This is a genomic window from Bacillus sp. AFS012607, assembly GCF_002558005.1.
In the GTDB taxonomy this organism is placed as follows: domain Bacteria; phylum Bacillota; class Bacilli; order Bacillales; family Bacillaceae_G; genus Bacillus_A; species Bacillus_A thuringiensis_S.
This window is the reverse complement of the sequence record NZ_NTVM01000001.1, coordinates 1-16858: the sequence shown is the minus strand read 5'-3', so window position 1 is coordinate 16858 and position 16858 is coordinate 1. Positions and strand designations below refer to the sequence as shown.

Sequence of the window (16858 nt, the reverse complement as noted above, 5' to 3'; positions counted from 1 at the left end):
TAAGATGTTTTACTCTTTAGTATCTTTTTTAAGAAATAAGCTATACTATTTAAAATGATTTTGAAAAAATTAGTAGTTTCTTCTTTTTATATTAATGAATTATGAAATTTACAAATATAAAGTAAAAAAAACAAACTCCTGTAAATGCTTACAGGAGTTTGCTACAAAATTATAAGGCTTTTCGTCAAAGCCCTTTTCATTCGAATTTTACGAAGCACCTGCTTCTTCAAACTCAACCTCTTCTAACTCGCCTAAACGATGATACTCTGTTAAAACCGCATCTTGAATTTTAGAGCGTGTACCAGAATTAATCGGATGTGCAATGTCACGGAACTCTCCATCTGGAGTACGTTTACTTGGCATTGCTACAAATAATCCATTATTACCATCAATTACACGAATATCATGAACAACAAATTCATGGTCCAAAGTAATAGAGGCAATTGCTCTCATGCGGCCTTCTGTGTTTACGCGGCGTAATCTTACGTCAGTCACTTCCATCTTGTGTTCACCACCCTTTTCTAAATAAGCGATATATTTGTATAAATTCCACAAATTTTCTATTTTCCCTTTAATTTTTTAAAAATTTTTAAGATAAAAATTTTTAATGTAGTTGAATATAGAGATTAGTGGAGGTTATCGCTTACAAAAGGTTACTTAACTAGGGCGATTACTTCAATTTCAACGGAAACATCTTTCGGTAATTTTGCTACTTGCACACAAGATCGAGCTGGTTTATGAGTAGAGAAATAAGAGCTATATACTTCATTCACTGCATTAAAATCATCCATGTCCTTTAAAAATACTGTTGTTTTTACGACTGTATCAAATGAAGCACCTGCTTCCTCTAATACCGCTTGTAAATTTTGAAATACTTGTTCTGTTTGTACTGTTACATCTCCTGTTACAAGCTCCCCATTTTCCGTTAATGGAATTTGTCCTGAGCTATAAAACATATTATTTACAATAATCCCTTGTGAGTAAGGTCCAATCGCTTGTGGTGCCTTGCTTGTTTGAACAACTTTCATACTTTTCACCCTTTTATTATTTATTTTACTCTTTAAAAATAGTGTACGAAAGGCAGTTTGTCCATCTATTTTATAATCTATAAATAAAATAAAAAAAGATAGAGCTATCTGCTCTACCTTTTATTCAGCCTCTACAAGCCCTTCATCAAATGGTGCAAGAGAATAATTCCCTTTTTCCACTTGAATCGTTTTTTCTTTCACATCAACTTCCGATAGACGAATTAATGATACAAAATTATTAATTAGTCGTTCTTCAATATCTGTGGATTCTACTAATACACCAATACCAACAACATTAGCCTTGAACTCTTCTAACATACTCATCATACCTTGAATCGTTCCACCAGCTTTCATGAAGTCATCAATAATTAAAACATTCGATCCTTCTGGAAGGCTGCGTTTTGCTAATGTCATTGTTTGAATTCGTTTAGAAGAACCCGACACATAGTTAATACTAACAGTCGGACCTTCTGTTACCTTATTATCTTTCCTTGCAATTACAACTGGTACATCTAAGTAATTTGCCACTGCATAAGCAAGTGGAATCCCTTTCGTTGCCACCGTCATAACCGCATCAATTGATTGCCTAGCAAAAACAGAAGCAAACAAACGACCTGCGCCATTAATATGGCGAGGATTACTCAATAAATCTGTCATGTATAAGTAACCGCCAGGCAAAATACGATCTGGATTTTCAAATAAGCCACAAAGCTCATCAATAATTAGATCTGCCTCTTCTTCACTTATATACGGTATATATTTCACTCCTCCTGCTGCTCCTGGTATCGTTTGCAATGTGCCGACCCCTTGTTGTTCAAACGTTTGCTTAATAATAACTAAATCTTCACTAATGGAAGACTTAGCCGATTGATACCTTTCAGCAAAAAAAGTGAGAGATACTAGCTGACGAGGGTTTTGTAGCAAGTAATAAGTCATATCGACTAATCTTGTACTTCTTCTAATTTTCATACTCTCACCTCAAATCACGAATATTCTAAACAAATCATAACGTATTATACGTCTTTATTCAAGCGTTTCTCGCTCTCCTAATAAACGTACCGCATAGACCTGTTCACAAAATCCTTTTAACCCGTTATAAATGCGATGCATTCGAGAATCATGGTGTACAAGTCCAAATACAGTTGGACCACTTCCACTCATCAATACAGCATCCGCTCCGAATCGCTTCATCTGTGATTTAATACGTGCAACTTCAGGATGCATTCCAAATGTTACATCTTCTAAAACGTTACCAACAGTATCACAAATCCCTTTATAATCTCCAGAATTTATGACATCAACCATTTTATCTACATTTGGATGTGTAACTCGATTTAACTTTAAATTTCCATACACATCAGCAGTAGATACACCTATATGTGGTTTCGCTAAAATAACCCAACAAGAAGGCGGAGTCTTTATATGCTCAATTTTCTCTCCTCTTCCAGTGGCAATTGCTGTGCCGCCGTATACACAGAACGATACATCTGATCCAATTTCTGCGCCAAGCTCTGCTAACTCATCAATTGTAAGCCCTAAATTCCATAATTTATTAAGACCACGTAATGTCGCTGCTGCATCACTACTTCCACCTGCTAATCCAGCTGCTACTGGAATCGTTTTTTCAATAGTAATAGATACACCTTTTTTTACATTAAACTTCTCTTTTAATAATTTCGCTGCCTGATAAGCTAAATTTCGTTGGTCGTCTGGGACATACCGATTATGGGATAAAATTTCAATACGGTCTTCTGCTAATTCCGTTAGTTCTAGACGATCTGCTAAATCAATGGTTGTCATAATCATTTTCACTTCATGATATCCGTCTTGTCTTTTTCCCAGTACATCTAACGACAGATTAATCTTTGCTGGTGCTTTCACTAGTAGCTTCAATCTATTCACCCACTCTATGTACTCAATCTTTTATCGTTTATTTTACCATAAATTTATAGTAAGACGATGACACTTCCCTAATTATAACGAAAAGCATTCAGAATGAAACTACTTATGTAAAATGATGGCACCTTTTAGAGTACAAAAAGCCGAGGAATGTCTCCTCGGCTACCGTAGCATAGAAAGTATCTTACAACTACTGGTTTCGTTTCATTAATTGCTGTTCTGCAATTTCTATAGCACGTTTCACCATGTTACCAGCATCTTTCGCACGAATTCCGCCCCATCCTTCTTTCTGAACAACATCATAAAAGCCAAGCTCTTTTGCTAGCTCTTCTTTAAATTGGTTTGACATGACACCTCTTCGTCTACTCAATGCAGAGTCCCTCCTTATTTTGCTACGGTATAGTTAGTATGCAAAATAATATAGCTTTTCATTTATGGGAATATATGTAATGATATATGGATTATAAAATGACCTCATTATGAGGGTCTCCATAAAATGTTAACTCTACTGTCTCTGTTAAAACATCTGCATAACTATAAGATACACGTTGCAACACATCTTCTTGTTGATCCAATTGTACAACAAAAATAGAACGGTATGTTTCTGCTAGTACACCTGATTGCTCCACAGTTTTTCTTCTTCCACTATTTGCTTTTAACATAAGTCGCTGTCCAAGATGGTGATCTAATTCGCTTTTAATTTCATCTAAACGTTTTGACATATACTTCGCTACACCTCGCTGTAATTTAGATTGAACACTTAAAGCACTATATATCTATCCTAATTATTAACCGCGATTCACAGCTAATATCATCTTGCGTTTGAATAGATAGAAGAAATACTATATTGTAAAAGTATCATTACGTAGTCTGTACGTTCTTGCCTCTTTTTATCCAAATTCATTTAAATCCTTCCATACAAAAAAGCAAGATACATATGTACCCTGCTTACTCTTCGTAATGTTGAAAAGGTAATCCCGTTCGTAAAATCCCTCTCGTTTCAATTCCACCTAGTCCCTTTTCACCAGTAATTGTATTACGTACGACATCCCATACATTGACTCTCTCCATAAATGAAGTAAAACTAATTTTACCAACTACATATACGGGATCTAGTGCATGAATATTAATTCTAGATGGTGAACTAGCGAAATTGGCCCCTGCACGAATTAGTGCCTCAAAGTGCGATTGACATGCCCCAGCAAAAATAACAAGTTGATCCAATGATGGATATTTTTTTCGCACTTCTCGAACAGCCTGTACAAAATGCCTTGAATGCCTATATGCCGCTAAATCTCCCTTCACTCCTTTCGATTTTGTATATGCATCATGCCCCGTAATAACGAGAATGTCTGGGCGAAAGTGATCTATTAAGTCTACTACTTTTTCATGCATCTCCGTTTCTTTACAATGAATACCTTGTACAGGAACGCCAATTTTGTTATATAAGTCTAAGCACTTGCGCAAATATAAAGGGTCTCCATCTATATGCAATACACGTCCCGGCATTTGAAAATAATTCACCTCACTTGTGTATCCACCAGTTGAAGTATGTTCATGCCTTTGTTTCATTAACACATAATCTTGTTGAAACAAACGATACGTGCGCTCCATTGTTTCTTTCTCACGCTTCACCCTTTTTTTATGTTCTCGTTGATCTATACTAATTAAATCTTCAAGTGGCGCATCCGCCACCAGTCTAATTTCCTCTCCAAACAATATAGCTATCTCGCCTTTTATTTCTATAATACGAAAAAGAATATCCCTCTTATGAGAATATCGTTCCACTAATTCTCCAACATGTAAAGCCATTCTCCTACCTCCAAACTCATTAGGCCATCTTACCTGTTTTTAAAATATGAATTTAGAGGGAGAAAGGTGACAAAAGGGACAGTTCAAGTTGAACTGTCCCTTTCATATTCTTATGATAATTTATGAAGAACCAATGCATTACTTAATGTTGCAAACTCTTCAATAGATAGCGTTTCGCCTCTTCGCTTTGGATCAATTCCTACTTCTGTTAAAATTCGATCCAATAATTCCTTATCTTTCGGGAAACCATTTAAATTATTTGATAAATTATTCATTAAAGTTTTACGGCGCTGTGCGAAACTTGCTCGTACTACTTCAAAGAAGAATGTTTCATCTGTCACCTCTACAACCGGTTTCGGACGCTTTAGAAGGCGAATAATTGCAGAATCAACATTTGGCTGTGGTACAAACACTGTACGCGGTACAGTCATAACTGTTTCAACTTCTGTATAATACTGAATGGCAATCGATAAAGAACCATACTCTTTCGTTCCAGGTTTAGCAGCTAAACGATCTCCAACTTCTTTTTGCATCATAACAACAAATCCACGAACTGGTAACTTTTCTTCAAGCAATTTAAATAAAATTGGCGTTGTAATATAGTATGGCAAGTTAGCTACTACCATTACATCTTGCCCTTCTTCAAATTGCTCATTAAATACTTCATGTACATCCGCTTTTAGTACGTCTTTATTAATAACTGTAACGTTACCATATGGTGCTAACGTCTCATCTAAAATTGGTAATAGTCTTTGATCAATTTCAAAAGCCACTACTTTTTTAGCACGCTTCGCTAATTGCTCTGTTAATGCACCGATACCTGGTCCAATTTCAATTGCACCACTTTCTGAACCAATTTCAGCATGATCGACAATACGATTTAATACATTTGTATCAATTAAAAAGTTTTGTCCTAAACTTTTTTTGAATGAAAATCCATACTTTTCAACAATGTCTTTTGTACGATTTGGCGTTGCGATATCCTTCATTTTTTTTCCTCCTGTATTACTTGCTTATAAGCTTCTCCAAATGATTCCTTTGAAACTTGAAACATCTGTAATCGTTTATGTAATTGTTTTGCATTTGTATAACCAATCTTTAATAGCTTACCCATTCTTTCTCTGCGGCTCTTTGCCATTTCTCCGCCCACTAAGCCTGCATCGACTAAATCACTCCAACTAATTTCACTTGTATAAACTTCCATTTCTTCATGTATATTCTCTAGAGCACGGCGGATCGACTCATTAGAAGCATGTTCGATCCCAACTCCCTTTTTCCTTTTAGCAAGCGCTTCTTCCTTCGGTAAAAAGGCATGCTTACAGCCGGGAACCTTGTCAGAAATAATTTTTCGAATACGCTCTCCAGGATAATCCGGATCTGTGAAAATAATAACGCCCCTTTTTTGTTGCGCTAATTTAACTTGCTCAATAACATGATCACCGATTGCTGAACCGTTCGTTTCAATTGTATCCGCATCAACAGCACGCTTAATCGCAACTGTATCATCTTTACCTTCTACAACGATAATCTCTTTTATTTTCATGCTTGCCTCCACACTCGTTTCGTCTCTACTTAGTAAAACAAAAAAATGACGACTTTTCCATTATTATTTTCCCCATTCTTATATTTTAAAAAATAGAATAGAAAAATCTTTGTTCTCTGTCCTTATTGTAACACTTCATCATTCACATTTATTTTCTTCATCACTTCTACTAGTGTTTTTTCAAAATAAAAAAGAACAGGTTTCCCCATTCTTTTTTATTCAACACCAAATAAAAATTTTGCATTTTTGGTTGTCATTTCTGCTACTTCCTCATAAGAAATTCCTTTTAAATTCGCAATTTCTTCTGCTACGAGTTTTACATAACTCGGTTCATTTCGTTTCCCTCGAAATGGATGCGGCGTTAGATACGGACAATCCGTCTCTATTAACAATTTCTCTAATGGAATCTCCGTAGCAACCTCTTTCGGCTTCTTAGCATTTTTAAATGTAACTGGTCCGCCTAACGAAATTAAAAAGTTCATATCAACACATCGCTCTGCTACTTCTACGCTGCCGCTAAAGCAATGCATAATGCCTCCTACTTCAGCTGCATTCTCTTCTTCTAGAATATCAACAATATCTTGAGTTGCATCGCGGTTATGTATAATAATCGGCAATTTCACTTTTTTAGCTAATGTAATTTGTTTACGGAATACTTCTTTCTGTATTTCTTTTGGAGACTTATCCCAGTGATAATCTAAACCCATTTCTCCAAGTGCAACGACTTTAGGATGAGAAGCAAGTTCTTCTAACCAAGCTAAATGTTCTTCTGTCATGTCAATTGCATCAACTGGATGCCATCCAACCGCAGCGTAAATAAAATCATAGGCTTCAGCTAATTCCATCGCCTTTTTTATCGTTACTTCATCAAAACCAACAACAACTGTATAAGTAACTCCCGCTTCTTTCATTCGGGCAATAACTTCTTGCAAATCTTCTTCGAATTGCTCTGCATTCAAATGTGAATGTGTATCAAACAACATAATACATAACTCCTTTTATATTGAAATCAAGTTTATTCTACAAAAATAAGTTCTTTAATAACTTAACGATAACAATACTACAATCTTAATGCAAAAATAGAGAGTGTAAAAAGAAAAAAGACGCTTCACACATGTTACACGTGAAACATCTCTTTTCTTGTCTTAATTACTTGATTTTTGTACCATTTGGTAGATTTTGATCAATTGATGCTAATGACAATACGCCATTCTCTTCACCCGCTAAAATCATACCTTGCGATAATTCACCGCGTAATTTTACAGGTTTTAAGTTTGTTACACAAATAACCTTTTTACCTTTTAGGTCCTCTGGCGAATAGAATTTCGCAATTCCAGAAACAACTTGACGCTTTTCTGTGCCTAAGTCTAGTTGAATTTTTAACAACTTGTCTGCTTTTTTCACAGGTTCAGCAGATAGTACTTCAGCTACGCGTAATTCTACTTTAAAGAAATCATCAATTGTAATTTCTTCTGCCTTCGGTTCTTCTTCTTTTTTCTCTTCTACTTTAGGAGCAGAGCTTTTCATTTGTTCCTTAATGTACTCTACTTCCACTTCCATTTCTAAGCGAGGGAAAATTGGGTTTCCTTTTTCTACTTTTGTTCCAGCTGGAATACAGCCAATTGTAGATAGACTTTCCCAAGATTTATGAGCCTCATCAGTAAGGCCAAGCTGAGCGAACATCTTGCTTGGTGCTACTGTTAAGAATGGCATAAGCATAATACCTGTTTGACGAAGTACTTCTGCTAAATGAGCCATTACAGAAGCTAACTTTTCACGATCATTCTCATCTTTCGCTAATACCCATGGTTGTGTTTCATCAATATATTTGTTCGTACGACTAACCAATTGCCAAATAGATCCTAACGCTACAGAGAACTCCATATTCTCCATTGCCTCTTCTACTTTTTTCAATGTATCTTTTGCAAACGTTACTAACGTTTCATCAAATTCCGTTACATTCGCTTTAAATGCAGGGATTTCTCCGTTAAAGTACTTATCAATCATAGCTACTGTACGATTTAATAAGTTACCTAAGTCATTTGCTAGATCGAAATTAATACGCTCCACAAATCCTTCTGGTGTGAATACACCGTCAGATCCGAATGGAACTTCACGAAGTAAGTAATAACGTAATGCATCTAATCCGTAACGATCGATCAATGTAACTGGATCTACTACGTTTCCTTTTGACTTACTCATCTTTCCATCCTTCATTAAAATCCAGCCATGAGCAAAGACTTTTTTAGGAAGAGGTAAATCTAATGCCATTAAAATGATTGGCCAATAAATTGTATGGAAACGAACGATTTCTTTTCCAACTAAATGCACATCTGCCGGCCAGAATTTCTTATACATCTCTTCATTTTCTGTTCCATAACCTAATGCTGTAATGTAGTTAGATAATGCGTCAACCCATACGTAAATAACGTGTTTCGGATTACCTGGAACACGAACTCCCCAGTCAAATGAAGTACGAGAAACTGCTAAATCTTCTAAGCCTGGTTTAATGAAGTTATTAATCATTTCATTCTTACGAGACTCTGGCTGAATGAAATGTGGATTATCTTCATAGAATTTTAATAGTCTGTCGACATATTTACCCATTCTAAAGAAATATGATTCTTCACGAACAAGTTCTACATCATGACCACTATCTGGACTTTTTCCTCCAACTACTTTGTCACCTTCCATAATTGGATCTACTAATTGATGCTCCGTATAGAATGTCTCATCTTGTACAGAATACCAACCTTCATATTCATCAAGATAAATATCACCTTGATCTACTAGTTGCTTAAAGATTTTTTCAACAACATCTTTATGACGATCTTCAGTTGTACGAATAAAATCATCATAAGAGATATCCATCTTCTCCCAAAGTTCTTTAATTCCTGCAACAATATTATCCACATATGCTTGTGGTGTAATATTTAATTCTTCTGCTTTTTTTTGGATTTTCTGTCCATGCTCATCAGTTCCTGTTAAATAATGAACATTGTATCCTTGCATACGCTTATATCGTGCCATTGCATCTCCTGCTACTGTCGTATAAGCATGTCCAATGTGTAATTTTCCACTTGGATAATAAATTGGGGTAGTAATATAAAAGGACTTATTTTCCTCTGTCATTGTTTTGGACCTCCCGAATAACCTCATATGTATTTATAAACAGTATATCAAAAACTCATATATAAAGTGAAACTTTAATCAGCGGGGTTTTTGTTCATCCCCACTGATTATTAGCCCACATCAATCGGGCTTTTACGAGCAGCCCGAATCTCACTTATCTTCTTTACCCCAACCTAATTTTGAATTTGGGTTCTTAATGCTCGATATCTTTATCATCTATTGCTCATATTCCAAAAAAATATACAATCTCCACTTAAAATTTGTTAATTTTTCAGAAAACAATGTAAATAATTGTGGAATTTCCTCTCAATCTATTATATATAAGAAATAAGAAATCTATAAATCTTTTTAAAAAATATAGAATTTAAGAATTGACGGAAATGTAAATGATTGGTATCATATGTCCATAGGGTATTTTGTCGAAAAATGACGAATCTAAAAATAGACTCGAAACTTATAAACTATTTATTTAGGAGGAAAAAAATTATGAAATCTACTGGTATTGTTCGTAAAGTTGATGAATTAGGTCGTGTAGTAATTCCAATCGAATTACGCCGTACTTTAGGTATTGCAGAAAAGGATGCTCTTGAAATCTATGTTGATGACGAGAAAATCATCTTAAAAAAATATAAACCAAACATGACTTGCCAAGTAACTGGTGAAGTATCTGACGGTAACCTTTCTTTAGCTGAAGGTAAAATCATCTTAAGCAAAGAAGGCGCTGAGCAAATCTTAAACGAACTTCAAGATTATATCGAAACAGCAAAATAAGCTTCTCAATTATGAGAAGCTTATTTTTTATCGACATGATAGATTTGATATACATCTCTTTTCGACAAATCTCGATCTTTAGCGACTGTTTTAATCGCTTCTTTTGAATTCATACCTTTTTCATTTATATAGTGTTCAATATGATCATATACTGAAAGAGATTCCCACCATTGTTCTTCTGGAGCAGGTTCTTCTGTCGAACCAGCTACTAAAATACAAAACTCACCACGTACCTCATTTTGCTTCGTCCACTCAATTGCTTCTTCGACTGTTCCTCGAATAAATTCCTCAAATTTTTTCGTTAACTCCCGACATAATACAATCTCTCTATTTCCCAACACTTCCTGCATCGAAATTAAAGTATCATCTAAACGATGAGGCGCTTCATAAAACATCATTGTAGTTTGTACATAACGAAGCTTTTCTAACTCCATCTTTCGTTCCTTTTTATTTCTCTGCAAGAAACCATAGAAATAAAACTGCTTTGTTTCAAGACCAGATGCAATTAATGCTGTAAGGGCTGCATTTGCTCCAGGAAGCGGAATTACATGATATTGCTCAGCTACTGCCTCAACAACAATATCGTAACCTGGATCAGAAATACACGGCATACCAGCGTCACTAACAAGTGCTACATTCTTTCCATCCTCTAATTTCTCTAATATTTTCTTCCCACTTACTTCTTTATTGTGCTCATGATAACTCGTGACAGGTGTTTCAATTTCAAAATAATTACAAAGTTTTTTCGTTTGTCTCGTATCTTCAGCAGCAATTAAATCAACTTCTTTTAAAATTCGGATTGCACGAAATGTCATATCTTCTAAATTTCCAATAGGAGTTGGTACTAAATATAAAACTCCCTTTTCATTTTGTTGAAAGCTTTTTTGTTGCCACATAGCGTTCTCCTTTTTGCATATATGCCTCTTTTTGTTTTCTCGTTAATTGCTTAAAGTAATACTCCGCTTGCATAGCTGTACGTTTATCATCATGGGTCTCTACATATTTTAAAACGACAGGAAGCCTGACGCGTGTATACTTAGCTCCTTTGCCGCTATTATGAGTCTGTATTCGTTTTTCTATATGGTTTGTATATCCAGCATAATAACTTCCATCAGAGCACTCTACCACATAAAAAAAATGCTTATTCTTCTCCATATAAAATTGAACGTATCTCCTTTGTATATTCGTTATTGTTCTCATATACAACGAGAGGTGGTAAAATTTTTAAATCTGCATTTCCATCCTTAATTCCTTCAATTAACAATGTATTTGCTTCTTTTCCAACCTTAGGATAAACAAATCGCACACGCTTTGGTTCAATTTTATATTTACGCATTAATGTGACAATGTCGAGTAATCGCCCTGGACGATGTACAAACGCCACTTTCCCACCTTGTTTTACTAACTGACTACTTGCAGATACAACATCTTCTAATGTACACATAATTTCATGACGAGCTATCGCTAAATGTTCATTCATATTTTTCTCTGAAGTTTGAGGTGTTTGAAAATATGGTGGATTACATGTAACAACATCATATTGATGACGTCCGAGTTTCTCTGGCATATCTTTCAAATCTCCATGTATGAGGTGAATTCTTTCTTCCAGCCCATTATATTGAACACTTCTTACTCCCATATCATATAAGCGTTCTTGAATTTCCACACCAGTAATCTTTCCTTTTGTTCTTGTACTTAATAGAAGGGGGACAACTGCGTTACCTGTACACAAATCAAGTAAATTCCCCTTTTGAATTGGTACCCATGCAAAATCTGCCAGTAAAACAGCATCTAAAGAAAAATTAAATACTGATGGGCTTTGTATAATCTTCATGTCTTGCGCTAATAAGTAATCTAAACGTTCATCTTCATATAAATTCATATACTGCTCCTTTTCTTACCCTTAACCTACCCTATTTCATGTATAAAAAATTACCTTTCCAATTATAATTGGAAAGGTAATTTCACTTTTTATTTAAGAATGACAGACAGAACAAACAATCTCCCTCTTTACGTACACTTCCATAATGTAGATTGCAAATATGAAAACCTTCTTGATACAGTCTCGCTAAATTGTCATAGCCTTCACCAATATCTGTCTTCGGCTTCACTTCTTTACGCTTTTGAGTTTTTTGTTTTTCTTTATTCTGCACTTCTTCAAAACGGTGTCGCAAATTGTTATTTTCCATTTTTATATGCTGGTTTTCTTCCAACAACTCTGCAAGATGCTGTTTTAACTCTCCCAACTGTTTGTATAAATGTCCAATTTGCTCTTCCATACTAGAAACCGATTCAAAAATATCTTTTTTCTCCACAAGCACCCACCTCATTAATCTGTGGTTTGACTCGAAACGACCCCTTTATTCACTAACTCATCTAACGTATATTCTACTATCCGTTCCTTGTCTACTAGTTCCACTTGAATTAATCTTTCTAAAATATTTAATCCGATCACACGGCCAGTACCATGCGGGGTTTGTATACGTTGATCTAAATCAGGAAGTTGTTCCTTTGCTGCCTCATATTCATCATTCTCATATTTTAAGCAACACATTAAGCGACCACATAAACCAGAGATTTTTGCAGGATTTAATGATAAATTTTGATCCTTTGCCATTTTAATGGATACAGGTTCAAAATCTCCTAAAAAAGTAGAACAACAAAGCATACGACCACATGGACCAATACCACCTAGCATCTTCGCTTCATCACGAACACCAATTTGTCTTAGTTCAATTCTTGTTCTAAAAATTGCCGCTAAGTCCTTCACTAGTTCGCGGAAATCAATCCGACCATCCGCAGTAAAATAGAAAATAATCTTATTACGATCGAATGTATACTCTACATCTACAAGTTTCATATCAAGATTATGCTCTACTACCTTTTGCTGACAGACTTGATATGCTTCTTTTGCAGCATGTTTGTTCTCTTCAACAATGGTACGATCATTTTCATTTGCAATACGAATAACCTTTTTTAGCGGTAATACAACGTCGTTTTCATCAACTTGCTTTTTGGTAATAACTACTTTTCCGTATTCAATACCTCTTACCGTTTCTACAATAACAAACTCATTTTCAGAGATATCGAACTGATTTGGATCAAAGTAATATACCTTTCCGGCCTTCTTAAAGCGAACACCTACTACATCATACAAAACGGTCATCCCTCCTGCAACCGCAACACTAACTGTTCGAACACAAGCTGCGCATTTACATTAGCGTTGATTCTATTTTTTGCCTCTAATATATTAAAGAGAGCTGATACAATGCGCTTCTGAGCATAGGAAAACGATTCAAACATCTCTTTCTGCTCATGAAAAACAAGACGATCTTCTTCTCCAAGTTGAACATATAGTAAATCCTTATAAATAAGGAGTAACATATCTAACCCTTGCTGTAATTGTTCTTTCTCTCCAAAGTGTTTTCCCCATTTTTCTTGTACAAAAAAAATAGAGGTTTTATCTTTTTCGAGCGCTTCACATAATTTTATCACTAAAGCTCGTGCTTGTGCAAACCATTCATCACTACATAAAGCTAAAGCTTCATCAAAACTATTTGTGAGTTGAGCAGCAAGTGTCGATAAAGATGCTGTAATACCTTCTTCCTGTAATCTTCTAATTAAAGATTCTGTAGGTAACGGTCTAAACGTAACAACTTGGCAACGAGATAAAATCGTATTTAAAATTTGATGACTTTGTTCAGTAAGTAAAATAGCGGTTGTATCACTACTTGGTTCTTCTAAAAATTTCAAAAGTGTATTTGCCGCATTTGCCGTCATACGATCTGCGTGCTCAATAATATATAATTTTTTATTTGCCTCTAATCCTGTTTTTGAAAACTCTTCTTGTAAATCATGAATTTGCTGCTTCTTAATAGATAATCCGTCTGGTTTTACAATATGTAAGTTAGGGTGGTTACCTGAATCAATTCGCTTACAATTTGTGCATACATGACAGGGCTCTACTCCATTCCGCTGAGAACAGAGGAAACTCTTTGCCATTTGAATTGCTGTCGCAAACTTTCCCGTACCTTTCCCTCCCTCTAACAAGTAAGCGTGGGATATACGCTCTTTTGCAATGCTATTCATCAACATTTTTACACCGATGGGTTGTATAGCAGAAAGCTGCTCCCACGTCTTCATCATAATGCATACCTCACTTATTTCATTCTTTCCTTCTATTATAACAATTTATCTTCTATAATCTGAACAACTTCTTCTATAAGTTTTTCCATCGGCTGATCAGCATTTACCAATACAATACGATCCGAGAAACGTTCTACAACTTGTAAATACCCTTCGCGCACACGTTTATGGAAAGAGATATCTTCCATATCTAGTCGATTTACTTCACGTCCTGCATCTTTTTCAATTCGAGCCAAACCAACCTCAGGCTCAATGTCTAGATAAATTGTTAAACTAGGCATACAGTCCTCTGTTGCGAAACGATTTATTTCAAATACCTTATCCATACCCAACCCTCTTGCATAGCCTTGATATGCTAAAGAACTATCTATAAAACGATCACATAGCACGAGATAGTTCTCATTAAGTGCTGGCATAACTTTTTCTACTAAATGCTGTCTGCGCGCAGCAGCATAAAGAAGCGCTTCTGTACGTGCTTCCATCATCGTATATTCTTGTTTATGTAAAATCGTCCTAATGTCCTCAGAAATTGCAATACCACCTGGTTCCCTTGTCGCCATTACCTTTTGTGCTTTTTGTTCAAAATATGGTAATAAGCTTTTAATTAACGTTGTTTTACCTGAACCTTCTGGACCCTCAATTGTTACAAATAATCCCTTCATCCTAAAACCTACTTTCTATATCATACACTTTCATATATTTCGTATTACCTTGAAAACGAGCTCCTGCTCTCTCTAAATACATAATTTGCTCTTTATGCTCTGAAGTAATTCTCTCTCCATACATAACCAATGGAATTCCAGGTGGATACGGAATTACCATTTCCGCCGCTATCATTCCAACAGCCTCTTCTATAGATACTATCTTTGTTCCATATCCTTCTAGTTGTTTATACGTATACGGCAAAGGAGAGAATTCACCTTTATAAGTATAACGAATAGATTCCCTCTTGTCTTTCACGTCATAATGTTGCAATGCTACTCGGATCATCTCTATAACCTTCATATACTCCTCATTTACTTGCAGGGGTAAAATAAATAGGACATTGTACGGATCAGCCATCTCTGTATATATACCGACATTTTCAAATACGGACTGTAATTCGTACCCTGATAACTGACAACGAGTTTGTACGGTAACCTTTAGCTCGTCTTGCAACGGATATTCTAAAATGGCGATTTGTGGAATAGAACGTAACTGTTCCTTAAATCTCCGTAAAAACTCAACAATTTCACCATGTCCTTCTTCTTTTATACGCGCCATTGTAAAGCGTGCTATATCCAAGGAAGCCATAATTGGATACGATGGACTACTAGATTGTAGCATACTTAAATAAGTAGTAACCTTCTCTTCGTCTACTAAGTGACTATTTATATGTAAATAGGAACCCATTGTCATTGCGGGTAATGTTTTATGTGCAGAATGAACTACAATATCTGCACCATATGTTAACGCTGATTTTGGGAATGGTTCTCCCAAACAAAGATGTGCCCCATGTGCCTCATCTACCAAAACAGGGATTTTATGTGCATGTGCAAAAGCGATGCTTGCCTCTAAATCCATCCCCATACCATAATAATTAGGATGCGTTAAAATGAGTGCTTTCGCATTTGGATATTTTCCAATTGCTTTCTTAATAATTTCATTACGAACTCCCACTGGTACGTTATAAGCTTCATCAATCCATGGATCTAAAAAAATGGGATTTGCTCCCGCTAGTTTTAAACCATTAATAATTGATTTATGACAATTTCTTTGTACAAGAACAATATCATGTTCCCTGCAACAAGACAAAATCATTGCTAAGTTCCCGACTGTTGAACCATTAATTAAAAAATAACTTCTCTTTGTATCATACACTTCAGTCAATAATTGTTGTGCCTCATCTATACATTCAAACGGACTATGCAAATCATCCAGTCCTGCTAACTCAGTTACATCAATAGATAGAATATCTTTAAACTCTCTTATTGCCTTCTGAGGGAAGTTTAAACCATTCTTATGACCTGGAACATGAAAAGATAACGACCCTCTTTCTTTAAACTCTATTAACGCCTCATATAAAGGCATATGATTTTGATTCATCTACATCTCTTCCTTATAATTCATTCTCCATCTATTATACAGAACAAAAAAAATAATAGGCATATGCCTATTTAAAAATATGATACTTCTAATTTTCGAAGTTGCTTTAAATAATGTATATATTTTGGATCATCTGTCTCTGTGTTCACCATATCCTTTTCACATTCATAACATATTAAATTATTATAAACATATATACCTTCTTTTCTTTTTGTCTCACAAACAATACAAACTTCACTTTGTAATTTCATAACCTTCCCTCCCTATTTAAGTGAACCTATTTTATACTTCTAATCCTTAACAATTTCCAGAAAAATATACACCCATCTCTTATATAATATGATTAACTCTTGGGCAACGTGTTTGTATTACCATTACTTCTTTCCCATTCTTTTTAACAATACAAAAAAACACGAGTCAAATGACTCGTGTTTTAGTTGCT

Annotated in this window: 21 protein-coding genes; 1 reads left to right on the top strand and 20 read right to left on the bottom strand. The window is 35.2% G+C overall.

The features are described from left to right. Window positions 1-207: 207 nt before the first annotated feature. From spoVG to metG, 11 genes are all read right to left on the bottom strand, one after another. Window positions 208-501 carry a septation regulator SpoVG gene (gene spoVG, locus CN409_RS00105; protein WP_000454041.1) on the bottom strand — a complete coding sequence of 98 codons (294 nt, stop codon included), beginning with the start codon at window positions 499-501 and terminating at the stop codon, window positions 208-210. Between the two features lie 152 nt (window positions 502-653). Then, window positions 654-1028 (bottom strand): RidA family protein, encoded by a 375-nt coding sequence (locus tag CN409_RS00100; protein WP_000869823.1) that lies wholly within the window; start codon window positions 1026-1028, stop codon window positions 654-656. Window positions 1029-1148: 120 nt separating this feature from the next. Then, window positions 1149-1997 carry a pur operon repressor gene (gene purR / locus CN409_RS00095; RefSeq protein ID WP_000702467.1) on the bottom strand — a complete coding sequence of 283 codons (849 nt, stop codon included), beginning with the start codon at window positions 1995-1997 and terminating at the stop codon, window positions 1149-1151. Between the two features lie 54 nt (window positions 1998-2051). Next, window positions 2052-2921, bottom strand: coding sequence for a 4-(cytidine 5'-diphospho)-2-C-methyl-D-erythritol kinase (ispE, locus tag CN409_RS00090; protein ID WP_000772104.1), 870 nt, complete (start codon window positions 2919-2921; stop codon window positions 2052-2054). Between the two features lie 196 nt (window positions 2922-3117). Beyond that, window positions 3118-3297, bottom strand: coding sequence for an acid-soluble spore protein SspF (gene sspF, locus CN409_RS00085; RefSeq protein WP_002094215.1), 180 nt, complete (start codon window positions 3295-3297; stop codon window positions 3118-3120). Window positions 3298-3388: 91 nt separating this feature from the next. Next, on the bottom strand, window positions 3389-3649 hold the full coding sequence (gene veg / locus CN409_RS00080; RefSeq protein WP_097981349.1) for a biofilm formation stimulator Veg: 261 nt from the start codon (window positions 3647-3649) through the stop codon (window positions 3389-3391). Between the two features lie 226 nt (window positions 3650-3875). Then, window positions 3876-4739: a sporulation peptidase YabG gene (gene yabG / locus CN409_RS00075; protein ID WP_001173734.1), complete on the bottom strand. Its 864-nt coding sequence runs from the start codon at window positions 4737-4739 to the stop codon at window positions 3876-3878. Window positions 4740-4849: 110 nt separating this feature from the next. Beyond that, window positions 4850-5728, bottom strand: a complete 879-nt coding sequence (rsmA, locus tag CN409_RS00070) for a 16S rRNA (adenine(1518)-N(6)/adenine(1519)-N(6))-dimethyltransferase RsmA (RefSeq protein WP_000651548.1) — start codon at window positions 5726-5728, stop codon at window positions 4850-4852. Then, on the bottom strand, window positions 5725-6282 hold the full coding sequence (rnmV, locus tag CN409_RS00065; protein ID WP_000692842.1) for a ribonuclease M5: 558 nt from the start codon (window positions 6280-6282) through the stop codon (window positions 5725-5727). The genes rsmA and rnmV overlap by 4 nt, the downstream gene beginning before the upstream one ends. 215 nt (window positions 6283-6497) lie before the next feature. Beyond that, the gene (locus tag CN409_RS00060; RefSeq protein WP_000895845.1) at window positions 6498-7265 is read right to left on the bottom strand and encodes a TatD family hydrolase; all 768 of its coding nucleotides are present in this window, start codon (window positions 7263-7265) and stop codon (window positions 6498-6500) included. Between the two features lie 166 nt (window positions 7266-7431). After that, window positions 7432-9414, bottom strand: a complete 1983-nt coding sequence (gene metG / locus CN409_RS00055) for a methionine--tRNA ligase (protein WP_000134138.1) — start codon at window positions 9412-9414, stop codon at window positions 7432-7434. 486 nt (window positions 9415-9900) lie between these two features. Between metG and CN409_RS00050 the strand changes: the two genes are divergently transcribed. Continuing rightward, window positions 9901-10185: an AbrB/MazE/SpoVT family DNA-binding domain-containing protein gene (locus CN409_RS00050; protein WP_000843036.1), complete on the top strand. Its 285-nt coding sequence runs from the start codon at window positions 9901-9903 to the stop codon at window positions 10183-10185. Window positions 10186-10205: 20 nt separating this feature from the next. Here the strand turns inward: CN409_RS00050 and rsmI are convergent, their stop codons facing one another. From rsmI to CN409_RS00005, 9 genes are all read right to left on the bottom strand, one after another. After that, window positions 10206-11081 carry a 16S rRNA (cytidine(1402)-2'-O)-methyltransferase gene (gene rsmI / locus CN409_RS00045; RefSeq protein ID WP_000267816.1) on the bottom strand — a complete coding sequence of 292 codons (876 nt, stop codon included), beginning with the start codon at window positions 11079-11081 and terminating at the stop codon, window positions 10206-10208. After that, window positions 11050-11340, bottom strand: coding sequence for a GIY-YIG nuclease family protein (locus CN409_RS00040; RefSeq protein WP_000414350.1), 291 nt, complete (start codon window positions 11338-11340; stop codon window positions 11050-11052). The genes rsmI and CN409_RS00040 overlap by 32 nt, the downstream gene beginning before the upstream one ends. Then, window positions 11327-12067: a tRNA1(Val) (adenine(37)-N6)-methyltransferase gene (locus CN409_RS00035; protein ID WP_001055355.1), complete on the bottom strand. Its 741-nt coding sequence runs from the start codon at window positions 12065-12067 to the stop codon at window positions 11327-11329. The genes CN409_RS00040 and CN409_RS00035 overlap by 14 nt, the downstream gene beginning before the upstream one ends. A gap of 82 nt (window positions 12068-12149) precedes the next feature. Continuing rightward, complete coding sequence (yabA, locus tag CN409_RS00030; RefSeq protein ID WP_000412063.1) at window positions 12150-12500, bottom strand: DNA replication initiation control protein YabA; 351 nt, start codon at window positions 12498-12500, stop codon at window positions 12150-12152. A 14-nt stretch (window positions 12501-12514) separates the two neighbouring features. After that, window positions 12515-13342, bottom strand: coding sequence for a PSP1 domain-containing protein (locus CN409_RS00025; RefSeq protein WP_000272429.1), 828 nt, complete (start codon window positions 13340-13342; stop codon window positions 12515-12517). A gap of 5 nt (window positions 13343-13347) precedes the next feature. After that, a complete protein-coding gene (gene holB, locus CN409_RS00020) occupies window positions 13348-14331 on the bottom strand; it encodes a DNA polymerase III subunit delta' (protein WP_000978578.1) in 984 nt (327 codons plus the stop codon). A gap of 35 nt (window positions 14332-14366) precedes the next feature. Further along, a complete protein-coding gene (gene tmk, locus CN409_RS00015; RefSeq protein WP_000677218.1) occupies window positions 14367-14993 on the bottom strand; it encodes a dTMP kinase in 627 nt (208 codons plus the stop codon). Window position 14994: 1 nt separating this feature from the next. Beyond that, window positions 14995-16416: an aminotransferase class I/II-fold pyridoxal phosphate-dependent enzyme gene (locus CN409_RS00010; protein WP_001073008.1), complete on the bottom strand. Its 1422-nt coding sequence runs from the start codon at window positions 16414-16416 to the stop codon at window positions 14995-14997. Between the two features lie 71 nt (window positions 16417-16487). Beyond that, window positions 16488-16667 (bottom strand): sigma factor G inhibitor Gin, encoded by a 180-nt coding sequence (locus CN409_RS00005; RefSeq protein ID WP_000776279.1) that lies wholly within the window; start codon window positions 16665-16667, stop codon window positions 16488-16490. Window positions 16668-16858: the final 191 nt, after the last annotated feature.